Below are 21,799 nucleotides of genomic sequence, written 5' to 3'. Positions count from 1 at the left end.
CGTTACTTCTTCGTCTCAGCTCCGTCTACCGGCGGATTGACAGTTACTTATTTCTATTAAAGAATTGTAAATGTTCGAAATTCGTTCTTGTTTCTCGATTTTTAGGGAATAGTTCGATATGATAGAGAAGGTAAACTTACACAATATGGCGCTATGCCACAAAAGGAGATTTTCGATATGCCGAAAATGGTCCATCGCTCTAAGACTCGTCCCGTTCGTGTTGGGGACCTTGTCATTGGTGGAAATAATGAAGTCATCATTCAAAGTATGACGACAACTAAAACACACGACGTCGAAGCGACTGTCGCTGAAATCTTACGACTTGAAGAAGCCGGATGCCAAATCGTCCGCGTTGCTTGTCCAGAAGAACGTGACGCACTTGCGCTCGCTGAAATCAAAAGCCGAATCAACATTCCGCTTGTCGTCGACATTCATTTCAACTATAAACTTGCGCTCATGGCAATCGAAGCTGGCGTCGACAAAATCCGGATCAACCCGGGTAACATCGGACGTCGCGAAAAAGTTGAAGCGGTCGTCACAGCTGCAAAAGCTAAAAACATTCCAATCCGGATTGGTGTCAACGCTGGTTCACTCGAGAAACATATTCTTGAGAAATACGGATACCCAACAGCACGTGGTATGGTCGAAAGTGCCTTACACCACATTAAGATTCTTGAAGACCTTGACTTCCATGACATCATTGTTTCGCTTAAAGCATCTGACGTTCAGCTTGCGCTTGAAGCTTATCAGTTAGCATCTGAATCATTTGACTACCCACTTCATGTCGGTATCACGGAGTCAGGTCCTTTACGCACTGGTTCACTGAAATCCGCTGCCGGTCTCGGTGCGATTCTTTCACGTGGTATCGGGAACACGGTCCGTGTCTCACTATCAGCTGACCCGGTCGAAGAAGTAAAAGTCGCAAAAGAAGTCTTGAAATCATTTGGTCTCGCAGCAAACGCAGCGACATTGATTTCTTGCCCAACATGCGGTCGGATTGAAATCGACTTGATGGCGATTGCGGCAGAAATCGAGGATTATATCGATAAGATTCAAGTCAACATCAAAGTTGCTGTACTCGGCTGTGCCGTCAACGGTCCTGGTGAAGCACGTGAAGCGGATATCGGAATTGCCGGAGCACGTAACGAAGGGCTTCTGTTCCGCCACGGAGAAATTATCCGTAAAGTACCTGAAGCGACGATGGTCGAAGAATTGAAAAAAGAAATTGATGCAATCGTTCTTGAAAAAGAAGCAGAAAAAGAAGCGGCGAAAGCCAACCAAGTTTAATTGTTGAAGAGCCCTCTTTTTAATTGAAGAGGGTTCTTTTCATATCCGTTTTTCGACTATGTTATACTAATGACAGAAATTTAAGGAACGCAGGTGATCCAATTGAAAATCGGCATCGATATCGATGGGACGATTACGCACCCGTCTTCATGTTTTAACTATATGAACAAGTATTTAGGAACTTCGATTGACTTCGAAATGGCATCCGAATATGAATTGCATACGTATACGGATATGGGACAAATCGAGTTTTGGGAATTCATGGTCAAGTCTGGTCATGAGCTCGGTATTTATCGAGAATCTACGCCTCAGGCATTTGTCCAAAAACATTTATGGGAATTACGTCAACATTTTGATTTGCACTACGTAACGGCACGCTCAGAAATCGTTCGACCGGTTACGGAAGAATGGATTGCGCGCCATGAGTTACCACTCGACTCGCTCATCATGACCGGGTCGCATGACAAGGTTCAAGTTGTACGTGATCTATCACTCGATTTATTCATGGAGGATCGATTAGAGAATGCGTTACAAATTGCGGAAGATACGTCAATTCCAGTTATTTTGTTCGATGCTCCTTACAATCGAAAAGCACTTCCAGAGAACATCATTCGTGTTTCTTCTTGGGATGAAGCCGTTCAAACGATTTATAAATTCGCTCCAATCCGTTAAAAAACAGCCTTATCCGGCTGTTTTTTTTCCATTTTTTATACATAATCCGTCTACGTTATCGTACAATTATCATGAATTCGTTACGTTTTGTCTCGAGTCATCTTCTATTAGCTGAAAGGATTTTTTTATGTTATCGACGTTGAATATTTTTTTCACGAACATATGCATTATATTTTTAATACTATCTGTCACATTTTATTTGATGCGAAATCGACTCCCGATCCAGTATGACTCCAAGCGTTCAACGCGCTTGTATTTTGGTTTAGCAAATGGTTTAACCGGCATTTTACTGATGCATAACTCCATCTCAATCAATGGATCATTGATTGATTTACGACTGCTGCCGCTCGCTCTATCCGCTCTATACGGGGGGCCAGTCAGCATTGTGACGACAGGAATTATTTTACTGCTGTATCGTGTCCTCATCAGTGGGGGTGAATCCGTTAGTGCCTTACAAAATTCTCTAGTGATGCTGACCGGATTTACCGTGCTTATCATCCTCTGTGCTCAACTCATCAAACATAAAGGGCGACTCTTCACTGTAATTGTAACGATAGGCTCTACCTTGGTTCTCTTACGCATGTTGCTCGGTCCTTCACATCCTCATGCATGGCAGACGATTTTTTTGCCTTATTTCTCAATCACAATTGGCGCCTCGATTCTTTTTTATCATCTTTCACATATGTTACAAGGACACTTCGTTCTCTACGCGTACCAGTCCTATCTGGCTTCGACCGATGAACTGACGCGCCTCGCGAACCGTCACGTTATCATGGAAAAAGTACAGGCTCTTGTAGAAGCGAAGGCACCTTGGGGTGTGATCATCTTCGACCTTGACCACTTTAAGGCAGTCAATGATCAATATGGTCATGCTGTCGGAGATGCTGTATTACGCCATTTCTCCGTTTTACTCACACAGGAGTGCCCGGATAGTATCACGGTCGGCCGCTACGGTGGCGAAGAGTTTATCGTCGTCATTCCGAATACATTTACGGTTTCACCGACGCGACTCGCAAGACAACTCGTTCAATCCGTCACCGATACACCGTTCGTCATGCAAGACCACGCCTTGACGATTACTGTTTCCGCCGGTGTCGCCTACGCGAAAAACCAGGCAGCCGGAATCGTTTTTAAACAAGCGGACACCGCACTCTACGCTGCAAAAGAAAACGGCCGTAACCAGTTCATGTTATACGATAAATAAGGAAGCGTGGATTTATTCCATCGCTTCCTTATTTTTGCTTTCTAATAAAAGAATGATATCTGTTAGCGAGACTGGTTTTGCAAAAAAGTAACCTTGAAAAAGATGAATGCCAATATCTTTTGCAATTCGAACTTCTTCTCCTGTCTCTACCCCTTCGACGATACACTCGACATTCATCGAACGTGTCAATTGGAAAATCGATTCAAGGATGGACTGGCGTTTTGCTGATTCTTCAATTTGCTCAATGAACTGTTTCGGTATTTTTAATTGGCGTAAAGGTAACAACCGTTCCAAGACATGGTAAGAAGCATGACCTGTTCCAAAGTCATCTAACGACACTGGAAAATCAAGTGTTTTTATCCGCCGTAATGCCCGAAGAATCGGCTGGCTCTCAAAATCGAGCGACCGACTTTCCGTAATCTCGATTTTGATTTGTTGCGGTTTAAGCGAATACTTAAGTAACATCCGTTCAATAAAGGGCATGAACGATTCGTTCGTCAATTGGCGTGGTGACACATTCACTGACACCGTAAAATTCTCTGGCACAAGACCAATCAATCGTTTTCTTGTCTTACAGCCTTCTTCAAAAATCCATTCGCCTAGACGAATGATTAAGTCACTTTTTTCAGCAATCGGGATGAAGACGGATGGTTGATTCGCTTTAGACAACTCCGTTTTCCAACGAACGAGTGCTTCAAGTCCAACAAAGGTCTGTTGATTCGAATCGTACTGTAGCTGATAGACTAAATAAAAATCTCGATTGACTTCAGCAAGTGATAAGGCACGCGCAGCTTCGACACGTAATGTTTGTTCACAGCGCCATGTTTGATCGATGCACATGACTTTTTTATCATTTTGAACGGATTCTTGTAGCGCAGAATTAACTTGTTGGACTCGTTTCATCCAACTTTTTTGCAACGTATCGCCGTCATCAATCACGATATACAGATTGACGTAAATTTGATGGAGGTCTATCTGATAGGGCGCAGACATTTTTTGACTAAGGAGCTCCATCTCATCATGACAGGAAACACCTTCAGGTTTTTCCATGACGACACCAATCGTCCCACCTTCAATCCGCACAAGTGCTAAGTACGGTGGAAGTAAAGACTGGAGTCGTTCGATGCATTCAAACAAGACACGAGCTTGTATGTCTTCTCCAAAATAGCGTGCCAATTCATAATAATTCTCAAGGTGAATACCGACGAGCAGTAAATCTTGGCGGTTAGCATCATCAAAAAAATCTTCTAATCCACGCAAATTCAGTAATTCTGTTTGCGGATCACGTTTTGCGGCCTCATCAAGTTGATTAGCAAGCGAGTGCAATTGACTTAAATTTCGTATGTGTAAATGATTGATGATCAGCGCAATACAAATTCCAATCGTAACCATCCCGAGACGTGCGACATGATCTGAAGAGTCGATTTCCACCATAGTCGTCGTTGTATTGAACATGATAAACAGATTCGTCGCTAGTACGACGACAATCGTATACCACATCACAATCCGATTGTACGAGATCAAGGCAATCATTAAAAATAAAAAACAACTTGCCCAAGCTGTGACGGCAGCATATGGTAGCAAATTAATCGAGATGATTGGCACAATCAGTAACATGATGGAGAGGAGATGCGATTGATATTTTGACGCGATATGACTTCGACTAATGATGAACGTCGTTATCCCGATCACTAAAAGCAATGTGACGATCATTGAGCGATTAAGATACGCATTTTGTAATACGTCATCCGTCGTCCCTAAAAAAATCAATGCCCCTGCTATCATCATGAACAACGCAAAGTTTCCCATCCAGTGTTGTTGTGCGACAGTGGTATCATTTGTCGTGCTAAGCGGCATACGACTCCTCCTTTCATTTCCGATCGTCATTAAGGTAGTCATTTTTTTATTCGACACCGCTTGATGATACTCCTGTCTTACGTTATGTGTCAATTTTTTACTGAAAAAGACATGTTCTCCTGTTTTTACACAGCTGAACATGTCTAATTTGATTTAATATCCAAAAAAGCTGGTGATGATGGAGCTTGACTTCACTTGATTTTTATCGCGAATCTGTCCGACATAGATGACGTCCCCTGACAAGATATCGACGACACGGACTTGATAATCATAGTCGTTCATCTTGGAAACGAAATAAAACTGGTTGTCTGCAAATGATTCGTTAATCGATCCCTCCTTTTTCTCCGCCGCTTCAAGCTTGATTAAGTCCTTTGTCACTTGCTTCGTCACCGTATCATAGACGGTCCATTGCAGTTCGTTTGTTCCTTCATTTTCATTATAAGCGATCAATCGTTTCCCGTTGCCCATCGCAATGAAGGATTGACTCGTTTTATTTAACTTCTCAATCGGTCGGACTTGTTTCCCGTCATCTTCAAAATACGTTCCCTGTATTTCCTGCTCGTGATTTTCATCAATGAATTGTTGCAGATAGATGACGCGATCCGGCCCGGCCGTTAAGTAGTTTCTAAATTCGTTCTTTTTGATTGCCGGTGAAGCGAGTCGGACTGGCTTGATTTTTTTCTGTTGATAGTCGACTTGCATCAGTTGATTGGTCTCGTGATTTTTTCTGTACGCATCAACTTGGATATAAAGTGTCTTATCCATCCGGCTGATGACGCGTACGCTGCCTGTCCCGTATCCGGTTTTAACGTTTGAAGGAAACGGGAGTGTCATTTCCGTCAGCCGTTTCGTCTGTTTATCCCACATCTTTAATTCCAGTTCTTGTTCAGCCGTACGGATCCCGTACAGATAGTCGTCATCTTCACTGAGCGTTTCATCCGCCCGTAAAAAATCCTTGGCGTCTGTTTTTAGAATCGGGTTAAACTCTCTGTTCCCAAGTATTCCTTCAAGATAATTGTCGCCCTTTTTTTTGACTGTCCCATCTAACGATACATCGGAATAGACGTTTTTACCTTTCGCTGTCGACTGCAGAACCAGATGTAGTTTCGCAAGCTTCGTTCCCTTTACATCTCCTGTTATGTGCTTGACGGTATAATCCGCCGTTTGAATCGTTGCCGTATAACCATAATAACTCGTCAAACTCACTAGACAAATAACGAGTAACATTACTAAGTATTGAAAGCGTCGCATCATGTTCCCCCCTTAAACGGATAGTTTGTTTTGGACTAAGCGAATGCTTCTAAAGCCGATATAGAAGAAGCCGATCGATAATAAGACAAGATACAACGTCACGTATTCTACTCTTAACAATAAACCGGACAGTGGACCTTCTGTGATATACATCACGAGTCCGAATGGCAGGATTAAAATCATTGCTTCGGCTATCAGCTGGATCATCGCCCGTGATTTTCGGAACGACCGCTCAATCAGGACGATGAAAAACAACAGATTGATGACGACGCAAGACATCACCAATAAGATGAAGACATCCTCGATATTCATCGAATAAAATATTTGGAGCAATCCTCCATCCGAAATCAAACCGGTCGGGAATTTATGGTCTTTTGGTAACAACCAGTCAAATAGACCATAACTTGCGATAACCGTCAGCCACTGCAAGCCGATCAAACTCACCGTCACGAGCAGGACGGTCGTCAGTTTCGCAAAATAAATCGAGACACGGCTACCGGGTAAAAGTAAGAGTCGATAGATATGCTTCGACTCCCCAATCCATTCGCGGTACCAGATTTGTAAGGCAAGTACGACGATATACGCGACACCAATCATCATGATGTAATCAAAAATCGAGGTCGCTGCCGCAAAAGAAAATGTTCCGTATGAATTGACCGCCTCGAGTTCGGAGGCTTGGTTCATCCGCATGAACGTCTCGATGCTTCGTTCGTATAACATCGTCTTGACGACGACTGACAGTAGTTCGAGCACGATTAATGCACCGACCACGATTAAATACAATTTACTGCTCCGTTTGATTTCTTCATTCGTTAACATCAAATACTTTTTCATCGCTGATACACCTCCCGCATCCGGTCTTGGACGGATTTTCGGTGAATTTCCCGCATTTCTTCCGTATCGTGTTCGTCAATGATTTGTCCGTCCTGCAAAAAAATCACACGGTCAATCAAATGCTCGACTTCGACGATTTCATGCGTCGTCATCAAGATGCCGCGCCCTTCCATATAATGACTCGAAAAAATCCAGGCAATCTGTTCTTTCGTAAACAAATCAATCCCGGCAAACGGTTCGTCCAGTAACAGATACGGTCGATCTAAGGCGAAACCGAGTAGTAAATTGACTTTTGCCTGATTTCCTTTTGAGAGCTCATTAATTTTATCCGTCGATAACAGTTTGAATGTCGCCATCAATTCGTCTGCCGTCTGCTCGTTCCAGTCCGAATAATAATCGTTCATGTATGTAAGCGCATCGCCGATCGTCATATAACTCGGCATCGTCTGGACATCCGGCACAAAAGCGATTTTTTCGCGCGACGTTGTCCCGTCGACGATGATACTGCCCGCGTCCATCGGAATCAGACCGACGATGCCTTTAAGAATCGTCGATTTCCCTTCCCCGTTTAAACCGATTAAACACGTTAACGTATCCGGTTTGACAGAAAACGATACACCGTTCAAGACGGGACGTTTTCGTCCAAAGCGTTTTTTTAGACCATGTACCTCAAGCATCGATTTTCCCCCGTTCTTTCGTTTCGTATAGATGTTCGATTTTCATGACGACTTCATCAAGCGGGACTTGAATCGCTTGGATTGAATGCACAAACTGTTCGACAGCTTCATTTAACAATTCCGTCCGGACCTTCGAGACGATTTCCGGATCCGTCGTAATTTTACTCGGGACATTTCGTTCAGTCGTAATCAAGTGTTGTTCCTCCATTTCCTTGTATGCTTTTTGGGCGGTGTTCGGATTGATTCCTAGTTGAGCAGCGATTTCGCGTCGTGAAGGAATTTCCTGGCCACGTTCCAATTCTTCCGTCGCGATTCGTTCTTTGAACCATCGGATGACCTGTAGGTAGACAGGACTCCGTTGATCAAATTGCATCGGCATGTTGCCACCTCCATCGTTATACTGTATTAAAACACTAATACACCCTATGACTGTATGATACTTATAATACAGTCATAGGTCAACAAAAAAAATCACTTCTTTTTCGAAGTGATTTCAGTCTGCAGACAACGGGCAATCGGGAGATTAAGCGTCTTTAGTCGTTGCTTTCCTCGGGTGAGGCGCAAAATCTTGACTGCCTCTGAAAGTCGGGTATGCAGACGATTTAGATTCGTCGTGCCAATTCATCAATCAAATCCGTCGCAATGATACTGCTTGGATGAATACGTTGTTCAATCCGTTTAGAAGCCCGTGCATACCAAGCGACTCCCATCGCGATTAAATGTTCAACCGTTCCTTGATCGTGGTAGTCACGTTGGGCGAGCAGACTGGTGATCAAACCAAATAGTGTATCGCCACTACCACCTTTTGCAAGTCCACTTGATGCTCCGGAAATGACGTATCCTCCCCCGTCCGGTTTAGCGACCAAGATGACATGCGACTTCAACACAACCGTCACTTGATGAAGCACCGCATAATCCGATGCCGCTTCAAATAAATCATCTTGAATGTCTGCGACTGCCTTGTTCGTCATTCGTGAGAACTCACCGATATGTGGCGTTACAACAATCGGGGCTCGTCGTTCTGGATAATCTTCGCGAATCAGTGCCGCCGCATCGAGGACAACGGGAATATCTTTAGTAAAAGCCAGTTCAATCCAGTCCGCTATTTTATCCGAAGTCAGTCCCGGTCCGATTCCGACAGCGGTCACTTGATCAAGCATCGCTTGAATCGTTTCCGTCGTCTGATTTAGTACCATCGCTTCCGGCGCGTTGATTAATAATCCGATTTTAGCTGAATCGACTGTTGCGACCTGTAACTTTCCGACACCGGTTCGTAAAGCCGCCCGTGTCGCGAGTTGAATCGATCCCGGCATCGTCTCGCTTCCGCCAATCAACAGTGCCGTGCCATAGGTCCCTTTATGTCCATCGTGTTGCCGTTCAAACAAACGATCGATCGGTTCCTCGAACAGTTCCCATTCCGCTACGTTCGGTAATCCGATATCGACGAGCTCGAGTTTTCCATAAAACGGAGACGTCTTCAGTAAGAAGGCGGACCGTTTATAGGCGTGGAGGCAAAACGTCCGCGTCGCTTGAACCGCCTCAAAAGAAAAATCGGACGCAGCATCTGACGGTACTCCGCTCGGCACATCAATCGCATAAACGATTGCTCCTTGCCTGCGTTGGTCTTTCACCATATCAAAAGTTTTTTCCGTCACCTCATTGATTCGTTTCGGATCAAACCCTGTCCCGAAGAGCGCATCGATAATCACATCATATTGTCCACAAGGTGGCTCTGCGACGACACCAAATTTTTCAGCATACGTTTCATGGAGCCGTGCCGTCTCCGTCTTGGTTGGACCAAGCGGAGCTTGGACCGTCACGTCATAGCTGTCTCGTATCAACTCACGGGCGATGACGTATCCATCCCCTCCATTATTACCTGTTCCACAAATGATTAAAATTCGGTCCGTCTTGGTATGCCGTTGCTTCATCTCGGCCGCGACATGTTGCCCGGCCCGTTCCATCAGCACTTCGACCGGCAACCCCGATGTCCGTGCCCATTCATCAATTTGCCTTGCTTCATTTGCATCATAAATCATTCCAATCACCTCTGTTCGTCCTATTCCCGTTTTCCATGGAACTATGCAACAAAGGTGGTCGATGCTGAAACCAAAAAAGGGATTGCCCACTTAAGTATGGCAATCCTTTTTTCTTGACTGTTTTGTTTAAAATTAACTTGTTCCTCTTCATTCTCATATGATCCTCTAGAAGAAATTTTTCTGAGTCAGACAGATTGGCAATCGGCACACCGACCATAGATTTCAAACTTATGATCTTCGACCTCAAAACCAGACGCTTTGATTGGTGACATTAATTCCATCGGGCACACGTTCAGCGTTTGCGTCTTTCCACAAGCACGACAGATTAAATGATGATGATGTTGGCCTGACTGACAAGCAGCACGATATTTCATTTCACCATCGAGTTCCGTCGTCTCTAAAATATTGATTTCCGCAAAGTCGTTTAAGTTACGGTAAATCGTATCGTAACTTAACGATGGATGAGAGGTCCGTAATTCTTCCGCGATTTCTCGAGCACTGACATACCGGTTCGCTTCAAAGAGATACGCCAGTAAATCAAGCCGCTTCGGCGTTGCTTTAAATCCGGAAGCTTTCATTTGTTCACGCGCTTGTTCGATCTGTTTCTGCATGCGTTTTTCCTCCAATCCAAAACCGTTCCACTAACATCACGATGATGAGTTCAGCAACAGCAAGCATGACAATCATTCCGCCAGGTGCTAAATCGAATTGATAGGCAAGAATCAACCCGGCGACCGTCGCGACTTCACCAAAGATGATTGCAAACAAAATGGTCGTCTTGAAACTTTTTGCAAAACGAAGCGCCGCTGCGACGGGTAATGTGATTAAACTAGAGACGAGTAAAATGCCGACGACGCGCATACTGATTGCAATGACGAGCGCTACGACAATCATAAATAAAATATGCACAAGACGTAAACGAATACCCGAGACACGTGCCTGTTCTTCATCAAAGGATAAAAAAAGTAATTCCTTATAAAAAGCGATGACGAACAAGATAACGATTCCCGTCACGATTAAAATGGTGTAGACATCCGTCAATGTGACAGCCGAGACCGTTCCGAACAAAAAGGACACTAAGTCCATTGAAAACCCATTCGCCAAGCTGATAAAAATTGCCCCAAGTCCCATCCCGGTCGCCATAATGATCGGAATCGCAAGTTCTTGAAAATGTTTATATTTCGCGCGCAACCAGTCAATCGTCAACGCCGCGATGACGGCGGTCACAATCCCTAAGTAAAGAGGATTCAAACCGGATAAACTTGCGACCATCCCTGAAATCAACAGACTGAGTGCAATTCCAGCAAGTGTGACGTGAGACAAGGCATCGGCGATGAGACTCATCCGGCGTACGACGACGAACGACCCAATCAATGGGGCCGTAAACCCAATCAACACTGCTGCGACGAGTGCGTACTGTAAAAATTTTAATGTCATAAAGGCTTCAATCACTGGACGCCCTCCCCTTCATGGATAAGCACACGTCCCGGTACCGGATAAAGCGAACGAATCGTCTGCTCATCAAGTTCCCAGTATTCCTTAATACCACAGTTGCAACCAAGACGTCCGTCCACGAGATGAATGACGTCCGTGACGAGCTTACTGACAAAATGAATATCATGCGTGACGAGGACAAACGTCCGCTTCTTATCACGTCGTAGTTCTTCTAAAATTTCATAAAATTCTTTGACATACCGCTGGTCGACACCGACTGTCGGTTCATCGAGAATCATCAAGTCCGGATCATTGACGAGTGCACGCGCGATAAAGACGCGTTGTTGTTGCCCCCCCGATAAATCACCGACCTTCGAGTCGCGCCGTTCCCACATCCCGACTGTCTCAAGCGCCGTTTTCACTTTTTCACGATCTTGTTTCGTTACACGGCGAAATAACCCTTTTTTCGCGTACAGCCCCATTTCGACGACTTCAGCGACCGTTACAGGAAAACCGGAGTTGAACGAGGCTGCTTTTTGTGAGACATAGCTGATCCGCCACCAGTCGTTAAAGTCTGATTGATTTTGTCCGAACAGGCGAATCGATCCTTTTGGGTTCAACAACCCAAGCATACATTTAATTAACGTCGACTTCCCGGATCCATTTTCGCCAACGATGGCGAGAAATTGTCCTTGCTCGACTGTGAATGACACATTGTTCAATACACGGCGATCCGGGTAATCATACGTTACTTGATTAATCTCAATAATCGGTTCATTCATTTGGCTTCACTCCTTCCGTTTTTTAAAACGGAATAATTACGTCTTATCAACTTTTCCATTATAGCCCTGCCCTCTGACGGTTGCAACTGATGTAACTTTTTCACGAGTTGACGTTTTTTCAGTCGAGGACAAGGTACAATAAAGAAAGATACACTCCCGTTTCTCACCGTATCGTTTCGGGAACAGTTTACTATATGTGAAAGGAGTCGGGATATCTTTGAAAAACGAATTAGCAGTCATCGACATCGGATCGAACTCGATCCGTTACGTCATCTTCCATCCAATCGATTCAGGTCGCTACATCGAAAAAATTAACGTGAAGGTGGTCGCTCGACTATCCGCTCATATCGATCAAGACGGAGCACTCGATCAAGCGGGCATCGACATCTTATCTGACACACTCCAACGGTTTCATGAAATCGGTTTGACGCATAACGTCGAAGAAACGTTCTGCGTCGCGACAGCTGCCATTCGAAATGCCACGAATCGCCAGGAAATCGTTGAGACCGTTGACCAGACGACTCCATTTTCGATGCGTATCCTATCCGACGAGCAAGAAGCCTACTATGGCTATTTCGCCATCATTAACTCGACCTTCTTGACAGATGGTTATTCCGTCGACATCGGCGGCGGTTCGATGGAAGTGACGTTAATCGAAAATCGCGAGATGGTCGCCTATCACAGTTTTCCGTTCGGAGCCGTCACGTTGACACGCCAGTTTATCTCCGGTGAGACGATGACGTCCGGTGAAAAAAAGAAACTGATCAAATTTTTACGCGAACAGTTCGCTGAAATACCATGGCTCAAGGACAAAAAATTACCTTTGATCGGCGTCGGCGGTTCTGCCCGAAACTTCGTCCGCATCCATCAGTCGACTCTCGATTATCCACTTCACGGGATCCATCAATATCAAGTCCGGACAAAAGAACTTGGTAAACTTGTAGATGAACTCGAAGACAAGTCACCCAAACACCTTGGGAAAATTGAAGGGTTATCAAAAGATCGCGTCGATATCTTCCTACCTGCCTTGATTGCGATTCACGAACTTGCGTTACATATCGAGGCTGACCAGTTCGTGATGAGTAACTACGGTTTGCGTGAAGGACTCGTCTATGAGTACGACTTACATGAAGGTAACCAACGCCGTGTTGAGAACGTTCGCGAAGAAAGCCTGTTTCAACTCGAGAGCGATTATAAAGTCAATCGCGACCGGATGAATTATCTTGGCACCCTTGCTAAATCACTTTACCGTCAACTCGTCTCACTCGACATCATTCCGGAACGCGCCGCCGATTTGCGACTACTTGATTCGGCGAGTCGTCTGCTTTACTGCGGACAGTATATCAATCCTGATACGCGTTCGAACCAGACCTTTTATTTATTGACGAATACGGACTTGAAAGGCATGACGCATAAAGATCGCCTTGCGCTCGCCCTCGTCAGTTCTTACTCATCGTCAAAACGGATGCAACAACTCTTGAAACCATTTAAAGATTGGTTTTCCGATAAATCAATCGAGCGGTTTGATTTGCTTGGATCACTTCTTAAGCTTGCCGATGCCCTCGACGTGACGGAGCGTCGCGCCGTCGACAGTGTCGAACTGCACATTGAAAATGAGGCACTTCTCCTGACGCTCGATACGGGTGATCATGATTATGGATTCGAAGTCGAAAAAGCCGAAAAACAAAAAAAACATCTCGAACGTGTCATCGACCAGTCGATTGAACTGCAAACGAAAGGAAGTCTTTCTTCATGAAATTCGATTCTCCAGACTACTTTAATAATCGCGAAATCAGTTGGCTCCAGTTTAATGAACGTGTGCTCGGAGAAGTCTTAGATACACGAAATCCGTTGATGGAACGACTGAAGTTTTTAGGAATTTTCAGCTCCAACCTGGACGAATTTTATATGGTACGTGTCGGTGGATTAAAGGATGAGGTCCTCGCCGGGTTCAACAAGCCGGAAAACAAACAGCAGTTGACGCCGAAGCAGCAACTGCGCGCAATTGCCGCGAAAACAAAAGAGCTCGTCGAACAGCAATATGAGGCATTCAAGGAAATTAGTACTGCTTTAAAGAAAGAGTCGATTTTCTTTTTAAAGCACGAGGAATTAAACGAAGTTCAGGCCGAATATGTGAAGGCGTTTTTCCGTGATCAAGTTTTCCCTGTCCTGACGCCGGTCGCAGTCGATGCCTATCGCCCCTTTCCGATGTTATCATCGAAGTCGCTCAATATCGCGACTGCACTCGAAGCAGAGGATGGTTCAAAGCGGAACTTAGCGCTCGTCCAAGTCCCTGCCGTCTTACCGCGGTTCGTCGATTTACCGGTCGACGATGAAGAGACGACGGCCGTCATCTTACTCGAAGATGTCATTATCTCCTTCATCGATTCGCTCTTTAAAGGTTATCGTGTTCTGTCTGCGATGCCATTTCGCATCACACGAAATGCCGATCTCCCGTTTCATGAAGAAGGGACACACGACATTTTGAAACTGATTGAAAAGGAATTAAAAAAACGCCGATGGGGGGTCGGGATTCGTCTCGAGATTCAAAAGAATGCCATCAATACAGAACTCCTCAACATGTTACGCGACGTGCTCGACTTACAAGATCGCGATATTTTCGCCGTCGACGGTCCAATCGATTTAACGTTCGCTTTCGCCTTTTATAGTCAAATTGGTGTCGAGTACGACCACCTGATCTATCAAACGATCATGCCAGTCGAACCACCTGCGCTCGAACAATCGAAAAATTTATTCGATCAGATTTTACAACGCGATTATTTGTTACATCACCCGTACCATACGTTCGATCCAATCGTCCGTCTGATTGGTCAGGCGGCTAATGATCCGAACGTACTCGCAATTAAACAAACGCTTTACCGTGTCTCAGGGGACTCCCCTATCATTAAAGCTTTAAAGACGGCCGTCGAAAACGGGAAACAGGTTACCGTTCTCGTCGAGCTGAAAGCCCGGTTTGATGAAGCGAAGAACATCGAGTGGGCAAAACAACTTGAAAAAGTCGGTGCCCACGTCATCTATGGGTATAGTGACTTAAAGACGCACTCAAAAATCACCTTGATCGTCCGTCTCCAAGAAGGACGAATTCAACGCTTCGTCCATCTCGGGACGGGAAATTATAACGATTCAACGGCGAAACTTTATACCGACATCGGTCTACTGACCGTCCGCGAACAATTAGCGGAAGATGCGACAAACTTCTTCAACTGGTTATCCGGATACGGGGAACAACCGAAATGGAATGCAATCCACACGTCCCCTAATTCGATGCTTGAAAAATTCTTGTCATTGATTGAAGACGAGATCAAATTTCATAAAAAACATGGCAACGGTCGAATCGTCGCGAAGATGAACAGTTTGACGGAAAAAGAAATCATCACGAAGCTCTATCAAGCATCACGTGCCGGTGTCCGCATCGAACTGATTGTCCGTGGCGTCTGTTGTCTCCGTCCACAAATCAAAGGTGTTTCAGAAAACATCAGAGTCACGTCTGTCGTCGATCGATACTTGGAGCACTCACGAATCTTTTATTTCCACCATAACGGAGAAGAACTGATTTACTGTTCGAGTGCCGACTGGATGACACGAAATATGCGCAAACGCATTGAAATCTTATTCCCGATCATCGATGAAGATCATAAAGAGTACTTGAAGGATTGCCTCGCGATGACACTGGCGGACAATGTCAAAGCACGGGAACAAGGGGCGGATGGAGAATACGCTTACGTCACGCGTGGTAAACAAGCATGTGAATCGCAAATCTTGATTCAACATTATACGAACGACAAATTAAAATCAAAACCATCATTCGAAAACCCACTCGAACATAAATGGATTGCCATTGAACGAAAGGAAGATAAAATCTCGTTCGAGCCACAATCACCTCAAAAATAAATGTTGTTTAACGTCAGACATCTTCATATAATGAAAGTGTAAGCGTTTTTATATGAAGAAAGGACTGGAACTCATGCTACAACAAATTTTATTATCGCTACTTGCCGGCATCATTTGTGGTGTCGTCTTTACCGCTCTTAAATTACCAATCCCGGCACCACCTGTCTTCCCCGCAATCGTCGGAATTTTTGGTGTCTTCCTCGGAATGAAAGTATTTCTATTCGTTGCCGATCGTTGGCCGTTTTAATGAAACCAAAAAAACGTTCGCCTCATCCCTTTTTTAGGACGAGACGAACGTTTTTTTATTTCTTCAATGCTTCGGCGATGACATGATCCCAGTTCACATCATCACAAGCTGTTTTACACGTTGGTTCTACTTCACACGTCGCACATTTTCCCTTTTTCGCCTTTTTCGTAAAACGAACTAAAGAATAACCTGCGTATCCAAAAATGATCAATCCAATCATGATATCGACAAGATGCATGTAATTCCCTCCAAGCTTATGAAAAACCGAGTAGTAGACCTGTTTGATAAATGATGAAGGAGACACCATAGGCGACGAACAGTCCATAGAGACTTGCAACCCACGTCAGCTTCGCGCTTCCGACTTCACGTCGAATGACGGCGACGGTCGCAAGACACGGGACATACAGTAATACGAATGCCATGAAACTATAGGCACTGAGTGGCGTGAACTGCCCTGACAACTGACGACCGAGTTCTGACTCATTCACCGCATAGATGATGGCCATCGTCGAGACAACGACTTCCTTCGCCAAAAATCCAGTGATTAAGGCAGCACCTGCCTGCCATGTCCCGAAGCCGATTGGAACGAGGAGCATTGCAATCACTCCACCGATCATCGCGAGAAAACTATCATTCATATTGACATCGAATCCAGCTGGTCCCGTATAAGCGAGTAACCAAATGACGACCGATCCCCCAAAGATGAACGTACCGGCTTTTCGAACAAACCCTTTTCCTTTTTGCCATGTACTCCGCCATAACGTCAACCATTGTGGTACTCGGTATGGTGGTTGTTCGACCATGAAGAGACTTGTCGCATCTTCGGCCGCTAGGATTTTTGAAAATACTTTTGCCGCAATCAGCGCAAGTACGATCCCTAAAATATAAAGTGATAAGACAATCAATGCTTGATTACTCGCAAAAAAGCTACCCGCGAATACGGCATAAATCGGCAGTCGTGCTGAACAAGACATGAACGGTGAGATGAAAATCGTCACAAGTCGTTCCCGCTCTTCTTCGACCGAACGTGCTGCCATGATACCAGGAACGTTACAGCCGAAACCGATGATCATCGGAATAAAACTTTTTCCGTTCAAGCCAACCATTTGCATGAAACGGTCCATGACGATTGCGACGCGAGCCATGTACCCTGAATCTTCGAGAAATGAGATGAAGAAAAACAAGACGAAGATTTGCGGGACAAACACTAATACACCACCGACCCCTGCAATGACGCCATCAATTAATAAATCTTGGATGAATCCAGATGCCCCGATTACACTTAGTATCCATACAACACCTGCTGAGAGCGGTCCTTCGATGAAGGCCGATAAGAGGTCCGATAATGGAGAGCCGACCCAATTAAATGTGATATGAAATAATCCGTACAATACGGCGAAAAAGATTGGTAACCCGAAAATCGGATGCGTAACGACTGTATCAATCCGGTCGGTCCACGTTTTTTGATCCGTCTTCTCTTCGACGACAGCACTCGCTCGCATCGCGATTGCCCAGTTTCGGCGACACTCTGTAATGTGAGCATGAATGAAACGACCGAGTTGAGCTTCGAGTTGTTTTCGAATTTCGATAATTGGAGGTGAACGTCGCTCCAGGTGTTCAACGAAAACACGATTCCCAGCCAAGTATTGGACAGCCATCCAGCGTTCGTTCAATTGCAGCGTTGCTTGTTCCATAATTGCTGTAATCGCCTGTTCCGTTGCCTCTCCGTAGTCAATATGCAGTGGAGTAACGTCTTCTGTGTGGAGTGATGTTAATAATACATCACAACCGTCTCCAGTCCGGGCGACAATCGGAAATACTTCTACCCCAAGTGCCGCGGCAAGTGCCTTCGCATCAATCTGTGTTCCCCGATTGATCGCGACGTCAATCATATTCAATCCAATTTGGAGTGGTTTTCCAATCTCAAGCAGCTGTGCCGTCAATTGCAAGTTCCGCTCTAACTGCGATGCATCGATGATATTAATCATAGCATCGAATTGTTCTTCCATTAAAAAACGGGCGACGACCGCTTCATCGGCCGATAACGGGTCCAAATCGTAGACGCCGGGCAAATCGACTAGGTGTCCCCGCCCACCGTGTAATTTTCCGATTTTTTTATCCACCGTTACTCCTGACCAGTTGCCGACATGGGCATATGATCCGGTCAAGCGGTTGAATAATGACGTCTTCCCTGTGTTCGGGTTACCGAGTAAAGCAATCCGTTGCGTCATGGTGAATACACCTCAATCTTTTTTGCATCGCTGCGACGAATCGCAATCATTTGATGATGATCTCTTTGTTCTATTGTCAGAGGACCTTGAAAGCTCGCCCGTCTCTTGACAACGACTGGACAGCCTTCATAAAAACCAAGCGCGAGTAAACGTCTTCGCAATCGATCCTCGATTTTATTTAAGTTGGTCATAACAACGGGTTTGTTGATTGGAATCGTTGCTAAATCAATCATTATGGTTCCCCCATCTAATACATTTTTCATTGATAACAATTATCATTATTGATTATAGCACGTTCCTTTAAAATAAAAAAAGCTGATAGTGATTCGATGTGTGAACATCTTGTCACTATCAACTTTCTTACGGTTCATCTGAGGTTGCGGCAACATCGGTTAAAGAATCAGACCTTTGATGGGCTAACCGATGGCATGAAGGACAGAGCGTCAGGAACTGATTGTTTTCCTGATGCCACTCTAAAATCGACTGATTTGTTTGCCCACAATGTTCGCAAGCTTCCGCTAACTGACCGATATGATTCCGCTCATGAAATTTCTCCTGCCTGCGTTGCTTCGCTTCCTCAATCGTCGTAACGTCGGTTTCTAAATACCCGTACTGCCACGCCTCGACCAAGCGTTGACGAACGCTCACCTGAACCATCCCCGATTCAACCTTCAAATCGGTCAGTGGTGTGCCAAGTAACGGATGATGTAAATCGACGCTAATTAAATCAAGACACGCATATGTCCGCTCGACTCCGTCTGCCTCTACTCGCCAGTGAGGATCAGATGGGCGTGTCGTATACTCACTGAACAACGTTTCCGCATAAGCGATTATCCCCATTTTTGTCGCTAAAAAAACTTCTTCACCCGCTTCTAAATCTGCTGGTAAATAAAAGGGTTCCTTCGTTTCATAATAATGAACGACCGCCTGCCGTAAAGCAAAATCTGATTCATCAACGACTAGTAGATGGCACACGAACTAACACCTCTCTCGTTTAGATGGATGTACCGATGAGCGGTAAACGCCACTCTGCATCAAAGTTCCCTGAACGTAACATCGCGATTTCTTCTTTGTAAGGCGCTACCTTCTTTTTTGGATCCAAACCGATATACGGTGTTTCTAAAATCTTCGGTAGGTGTGCAAGCGCGTCATGATGGACAATCCGATGTAATGTATCAAATCCAATCTCACCAAAGCCAATGTTTTCATGACGGTCTTTTTTCGCACCACGGACGTTTTTCGAATCATTGACATGAATGACACCAAGACGATCAATCCCGACGATTCGGTCAAACCGTTCGAGGACACCGTCTAAATCATGGACGATATCGTATCCTGCATCATGGACGTGACACGTATCGAGGCAGATCGACAAACGGTCGTTGTGTGTGACCCCATCAATGATTTGTGCCAATTCTTCAAATGTCTTCCCGATTTCAGACCCTTTTCCGGCCATCGTCTCGAGCGCGATTTTTACTTTTTCATTTCCAGATAAGACTTCGTTCAATCCTTCGATGATTCGTTTAATTCCGATATCCTCACCGGCACCGACATGGGCACCCGGGTGTAAGACGATATGTTGCGCCTTTTCAAGTGCTTCCGCTCGCCGGATTTCTTCACCGAGGAACGATACCGCTAGTTCAAAAGTTTCCGGTTTCGTCGTATTGCCGAGATTGATGATATATGGGGCATGGACGACGATTTCTTCAATCCCATTCGCCTCCATATGCTGTAATCCTTCTGCAATCCGTAGCTCTTCAATCGGTTTTCTTCTTGTGTTTTGCGGTGCGCCTGTATACACCATCATTGTTGTCGCGCCATATGAAGCCGCTTCCTCACTTGCACCAAGTAACATCTTTTTCCCCGATAAGGAGACGTGTGAACCAATTTTCATCCTGTATTCCACCTTTCGCTCTTTCTACAGTGTACCAAATGTCGGAAAAAAAACAAAAAAACCTACGGATAAGAAGGTTCTTCTCACCCATAGGGAAACATGACTTATTTTGATTTACTCGCATTTGCCTTACGTTCTGCACGTCCGACGCCACGCTGTTCTTTAATCCGTTCACGTTTTGCTGTTTCTTTTAACTTATACTGGTGTTTCTTTTTATAGCCAGGTTTGACGCGTTTTTTCGCTTTAGCCGCTTCACCTGATAAACGGCTATGTGCCGTTTTCGAGACAGCCGTCTTCATGTGTGGTTTCGCACGACGACGTTCTTTGACTTCGCTGACTTGACCACTCTTGACATCGACGTTGATGAATTCGATGCCACGGTCTTCAAGGCGGTTGATTGAACCATTCTCATGATCTTCAAACAACGTGTACGCAAGTCCTTCTTGGTCGACTCGACCCGTCCGGCCGACACGGTGCACATAAAAATCAAGATCTTTCGGAATCCCGTGGTTGATGACATGCGAGACACCCGAGATATCAATGCCGCGTGCTGCTAAGTCCGTTACGATAACGTATTGGAATTTCGCTTCATTGATTTCTTTGATTGCTTGTTTCCGGCGTCGTGCGGGTAGGTCACCGTGGAGTGAACCGACATTCAAGCCTGCTTCAAGGAATGATGCTTCAAGTTCAATCGCTTCTGTTTTCGTGTTCGTAAAGACGAGACAGATATACGGATTGAGTGCTTTTGCTAATTTCAACGCTAAGTCTGAACGATCACGGTGCTTGACGGGAACCGTATGGTGGACGATTTTTTTCGCCGTCTGTTGTTTTGGATCAACATGTGCATAACGTGGGTTGTTCATATACTTCTTGAGAAACGGTTGAAGTTTCTCAGGAATCGTCGCTGAGAAGACCATCATCTGAAGTTTCTCAGGAAGCGCTTGGGCAATCCGGTCCACTTCAGGCAAGAAGCCCATATCGAGCATTTGATCGGCTTCATCGATGACATAGTTTTTGACGAAGTGCGGTTTTAACGCTTGCTCTTTAAAGAGGTCTAAAATCCGTCCCGGTGTTCCGATGACGATTTGTGGTGAAACTTTGACGCGCCCGATTTGACGTTCACGATCCATCCCACCTGTGATGAGGCTCGTTTTGATATAGTCTGGGTTCTTCACGAGAATTGATTTTAATTCTTCGTGGATTTGCCATGCTAATTCACGTGTCGGTGCAACGATGATCGCTTGCATTTCTTGTAATTCTGGATTGATGTTTTGAACCATCGGTAAGAGGAATGACAATGTCTTCCCTGTTCCAGTTTGTGATTGACCAATGATATCGCGACCCTTAAGGGCAGCCGGAATAATCCGTGATTGAATATCCGTTGGTTTTTTAATACGTGCGTCTTCGAGTGCTTCGACGACGAACGGGTGCAAATCAAAATGGGTAAATCCATTCATCTTCGTCACCTTCCTTTCTCC

Annotated in this window: 21 protein-coding genes; 6 read left to right on the top strand and 15 right to left on the bottom strand. The window is 45.0% G+C overall.

The features are described 5' to 3' along the window. Positions 1 to 177 precede the first annotated feature (177 nt). From ispG to P403_RS16295, 3 genes are all read left to right on the top strand, one after another. Positions 178 to 1,287, top strand: coding sequence for a flavodoxin-dependent (E)-4-hydroxy-3-methylbut-2-enyl-diphosphate synthase (ispG, locus tag P403_RS0112605; RefSeq protein ID WP_029332972.1), 1,110 nt, complete (start codon positions 178 to 180; stop codon positions 1,285 to 1,287). A gap of 93 nt (positions 1,288 to 1,380) precedes the next feature. Further along, positions 1,381 to 1,959: a 5' nucleotidase, NT5C type gene (locus P403_RS0112600; RefSeq protein WP_235195212.1), complete on the top strand. Its 579-nt coding sequence runs from the start codon at positions 1,381 to 1,383 to the stop codon at positions 1,957 to 1,959. A gap of 127 nt (positions 1,960 to 2,086) precedes the next feature. Continuing rightward, positions 2,087 to 3,163: a diguanylate cyclase gene (locus tag P403_RS16295; protein WP_084157668.1), complete on the top strand. Its 1,077-nt coding sequence runs from the start codon at positions 2,087 to 2,089 to the stop codon at positions 3,161 to 3,163. A gap of 12 nt (positions 3,164 to 3,175) precedes the next feature. Here P403_RS16295 and P403_RS0112590 read toward each other — a convergent pair whose 3' ends face one another. From P403_RS0112590 to P403_RS0112550, 9 genes are all read right to left on the bottom strand, one after another. Next, on the bottom strand, positions 3,176 to 5,020 hold the full coding sequence (locus P403_RS0112590; protein WP_029332969.1) for an EAL domain-containing protein: 1,845 nt from the start codon (positions 5,018 to 5,020) through the stop codon (positions 3,176 to 3,178). Between the two features lie 153 nt (positions 5,021 to 5,173). After that, entirely contained in the window at positions 5,174 to 6,271 is a 1,098-nt protein-coding gene (locus P403_RS0112585; RefSeq protein WP_029332968.1) for a hypothetical protein, read from the bottom strand. 12 nt (positions 6,272 to 6,283) lie between these two features. Beyond that, positions 6,284 to 7,105 (bottom strand): ABC transporter permease, encoded by an 822-nt coding sequence (locus P403_RS0112580; protein ID WP_029332967.1) that lies wholly within the window; start codon positions 7,103 to 7,105, stop codon positions 6,284 to 6,286. Beyond that, complete coding sequence (locus P403_RS0112575) at positions 7,102 to 7,782, bottom strand: ATP-binding cassette domain-containing protein (protein WP_029332966.1); 681 nt, start codon at positions 7,780 to 7,782, stop codon at positions 7,102 to 7,104. Before P403_RS0112575 ends, P403_RS0112580 begins: the two co-directional genes overlap by 4 nt. Then, positions 7,775 to 8,161: a GntR family transcriptional regulator gene (locus tag P403_RS0112570; protein ID WP_029332965.1), complete on the bottom strand. Its 387-nt coding sequence runs from the start codon at positions 8,159 to 8,161 to the stop codon at positions 7,775 to 7,777. Before P403_RS0112570 ends, P403_RS0112575 begins: the two co-directional genes overlap by 8 nt. A 223-nt stretch (positions 8,162 to 8,384) precedes the next feature. Beyond that, a complete protein-coding gene (locus tag P403_RS0112565) occupies positions 8,385 to 9,821 on the bottom strand; it encodes a bifunctional ADP-dependent NAD(P)H-hydrate dehydratase/NAD(P)H-hydrate epimerase (RefSeq protein ID WP_034801486.1) in 1,437 nt (478 codons plus the stop codon). 185 nt (positions 9,822 to 10,006) lie between these two features. Continuing rightward, a complete protein-coding gene (locus P403_RS0112560) occupies positions 10,007 to 10,432 on the bottom strand; it encodes a Fur family transcriptional regulator (protein ID WP_029332963.1) in 426 nt (141 codons plus the stop codon). Next, positions 10,404 to 11,273 carry a metal ABC transporter permease gene (locus P403_RS0112555; RefSeq protein ID WP_029332962.1) on the bottom strand — a complete coding sequence of 290 codons (870 nt, stop codon included), beginning with the start codon at positions 11,271 to 11,273 and terminating at the stop codon, positions 10,404 to 10,406. Before P403_RS0112555 ends, P403_RS0112560 begins: the two co-directional genes overlap by 29 nt. Further along, positions 11,270 to 12,037 carry a metal ABC transporter ATP-binding protein gene (locus P403_RS0112550; protein WP_029332961.1) on the bottom strand — a complete coding sequence of 256 codons (768 nt, stop codon included), beginning with the start codon at positions 12,035 to 12,037 and terminating at the stop codon, positions 11,270 to 11,272. Before P403_RS0112550 ends, P403_RS0112555 begins: the two co-directional genes overlap by 4 nt. Positions 12,038 to 12,254: 217 nt before the next feature. On the opposite strand from P403_RS0112550, the gene P403_RS0112545 reads away from it, so the two are divergent. From P403_RS0112545 to P403_RS16085, 3 genes are all read left to right on the top strand, one after another. Then, on the top strand, positions 12,255 to 13,793 hold the full coding sequence (locus P403_RS0112545; protein ID WP_029332960.1) for a Ppx/GppA phosphatase family protein: 1,539 nt from the start codon (positions 12,255 to 12,257) through the stop codon (positions 13,791 to 13,793). Next, entirely contained in the window at positions 13,790 to 15,949 is a 2,160-nt protein-coding gene (locus P403_RS0112540) for an RNA degradosome polyphosphate kinase (protein WP_029332959.1), read from the top strand. Before P403_RS0112545 ends, P403_RS0112540 begins: the two co-directional genes overlap by 4 nt. A 73-nt stretch (positions 15,950 to 16,022) precedes the next feature. Further along, on the top strand, positions 16,023 to 16,196 hold the full coding sequence (locus tag P403_RS16085) for a XapX domain-containing protein (protein WP_014969827.1): 174 nt from the start codon (positions 16,023 to 16,025) through the stop codon (positions 16,194 to 16,196). A 55-nt stretch (positions 16,197 to 16,251) separates the two neighbouring features. Here the strand turns inward: P403_RS16085 and P403_RS0112530 are convergent, their stop codons facing one another. From P403_RS0112530 to P403_RS0112505, 6 genes are all read right to left on the bottom strand, one after another. Next, positions 16,252 to 16,434, bottom strand: a complete 183-nt coding sequence (locus P403_RS0112530; protein WP_029332958.1) for a FeoB-associated Cys-rich membrane protein — start codon at positions 16,432 to 16,434, stop codon at positions 16,252 to 16,254. Between the two features lie 16 nt (positions 16,435 to 16,450). Then, positions 16,451 to 18,427: a ferrous iron transport protein B gene (feoB, locus tag P403_RS0112525; RefSeq protein ID WP_029332957.1), complete on the bottom strand. Its 1,977-nt coding sequence runs from the start codon at positions 18,425 to 18,427 to the stop codon at positions 16,451 to 16,453. After that, the gene (locus P403_RS0112520; RefSeq protein WP_029332956.1) at positions 18,424 to 18,660 is read right to left on the bottom strand and encodes a FeoA family protein; all 237 of its coding nucleotides are present in this window, start codon (positions 18,658 to 18,660) and stop codon (positions 18,424 to 18,426) included. Before P403_RS0112520 ends, feoB begins: the two co-directional genes overlap by 4 nt. A 127-nt stretch (positions 18,661 to 18,787) precedes the next feature. Beyond that, the gene (locus P403_RS0112515) at positions 18,788 to 19,402 is read right to left on the bottom strand and encodes a hypothetical protein (RefSeq protein WP_029332955.1); all 615 of its coding nucleotides are present in this window, start codon (positions 19,400 to 19,402) and stop codon (positions 18,788 to 18,790) included. 19 nt (positions 19,403 to 19,421) lie between these two features. Next, positions 19,422 to 20,321 carry a deoxyribonuclease IV gene (locus P403_RS0112510; RefSeq protein WP_029332954.1) on the bottom strand — a complete coding sequence of 300 codons (900 nt, stop codon included), beginning with the start codon at positions 20,319 to 20,321 and terminating at the stop codon, positions 19,422 to 19,424. A 104-nt stretch (positions 20,322 to 20,425) separates the two neighbouring features. Next, entirely contained in the window at positions 20,426 to 21,778 is a 1,353-nt protein-coding gene (locus tag P403_RS0112505; protein WP_034801484.1) for a DEAD/DEAH box helicase, read from the bottom strand. Positions 21,779 to 21,799: the final 21 nt, after the last annotated feature.

The organism is Exiguobacterium oxidotolerans JCM 12280 (genome assembly GCF_000702625.1).
Taxonomy (GTDB): Bacteria; Bacillota; Bacilli; order Exiguobacteriales; family Exiguobacteriaceae; genus Exiguobacterium_A; species Exiguobacterium_A oxidotolerans.
The sequence above is the reverse complement of the archived record's forward strand: the minus strand, read 5'-3'. Positions and strand labels throughout refer to the sequence as shown.

What these genes read in the sequence shown, in the direction of transcription:
- P403_RS0112550 (WP_029332961.1), bottom strand. Translation starts at nt 12,037, where the DNA reads ATGAATGAACCGATTATTGAGATTAATCAAGTAACGTATGATTACCCG.
- P403_RS0112520 (WP_029332956.1), bottom strand. Translation starts at nt 18,660, where the DNA reads ATGATTGATTTAGCAACGATTCCAATCAACAAACCCGTTGTTATGACC.
- P403_RS0112570 (WP_029332965.1), bottom strand. Translation starts at nt 8,161, where the DNA reads ATGCCGATGCAATTTGATCAACGGAGTCCTGTCTACCTACAGGTCATC.
- P403_RS0112565 (WP_034801486.1), bottom strand. Translation starts at nt 9,821, where the DNA reads ATGATTTATGATGCAAATGAAGCAAGGCAAATTGATGAATGGGCACGG.
- P403_RS0112540 (WP_029332959.1), top strand. Translation starts at nt 13,790, where the DNA reads ATGAAATTCGATTCTCCAGACTACTTTAATAATCGCGAAATCAGTTGG.
- P403_RS16295 (WP_084157668.1), top strand. Translation starts at nt 2,087, where the DNA reads ATGTTATCGACGTTGAATATTTTTTTCACGAACATATGCATTATATTT.
- P403_RS0112560 (WP_029332963.1), bottom strand. Translation starts at nt 10,432, where the DNA reads ATGCAGAAACAGATCGAACAAGCGCGTGAACAAATGAAAGCTTCCGGA.
- P403_RS0112510 (WP_029332954.1), bottom strand. Translation starts at nt 20,321, where the DNA reads ATGAAAATTGGTTCACACGTCTCCTTATCGGGGAAAAAGATGTTACTT.
- P403_RS0112585 (WP_029332968.1), bottom strand. Translation starts at nt 6,271, where the DNA reads ATGCGACGCTTTCAATACTTAGTAATGTTACTCGTTATTTGTCTAGTG.
- P403_RS0112575 (WP_029332966.1), bottom strand. Translation starts at nt 7,782, where the DNA reads ATGCTTGAGGTACATGGTCTAAAAAAACGCTTTGGACGAAAACGTCCC.
- P403_RS0112505 (WP_034801484.1), bottom strand. Translation starts at nt 21,778, where the DNA reads ATGAATGGATTTACCCATTTTGATTTGCACCCGTTCGTCGTCGAAGCA.
- P403_RS0112580 (WP_029332967.1), bottom strand. Translation starts at nt 7,105, where the DNA reads ATGAAAAAGTATTTGATGTTAACGAATGAAGAAATCAAACGGAGCAGT.
- P403_RS0112530 (WP_029332958.1), bottom strand. Translation starts at nt 16,434, where the DNA reads ATGCATCTTGTCGATATCATGATTGGATTGATCATTTTTGGATACGCA.
- feoB (WP_029332957.1), bottom strand. Translation starts at nt 18,427, where the DNA reads ATGACGCAACGGATTGCTTTACTCGGTAACCCGAACACAGGGAAGACG.
- P403_RS0112590 (WP_029332969.1), bottom strand. Translation starts at nt 5,020, where the DNA reads ATGCCGCTTAGCACGACAAATGATACCACTGTCGCACAACAACACTGG.
- ispG (WP_029332972.1), top strand. Translation starts at nt 178, where the DNA reads ATGCCGAAAATGGTCCATCGCTCTAAGACTCGTCCCGTTCGTGTTGGG.
- P403_RS16085 (WP_014969827.1), top strand. Translation starts at nt 16,023, where the DNA reads ATGCTACAACAAATTTTATTATCGCTACTTGCCGGCATCATTTGTGGT.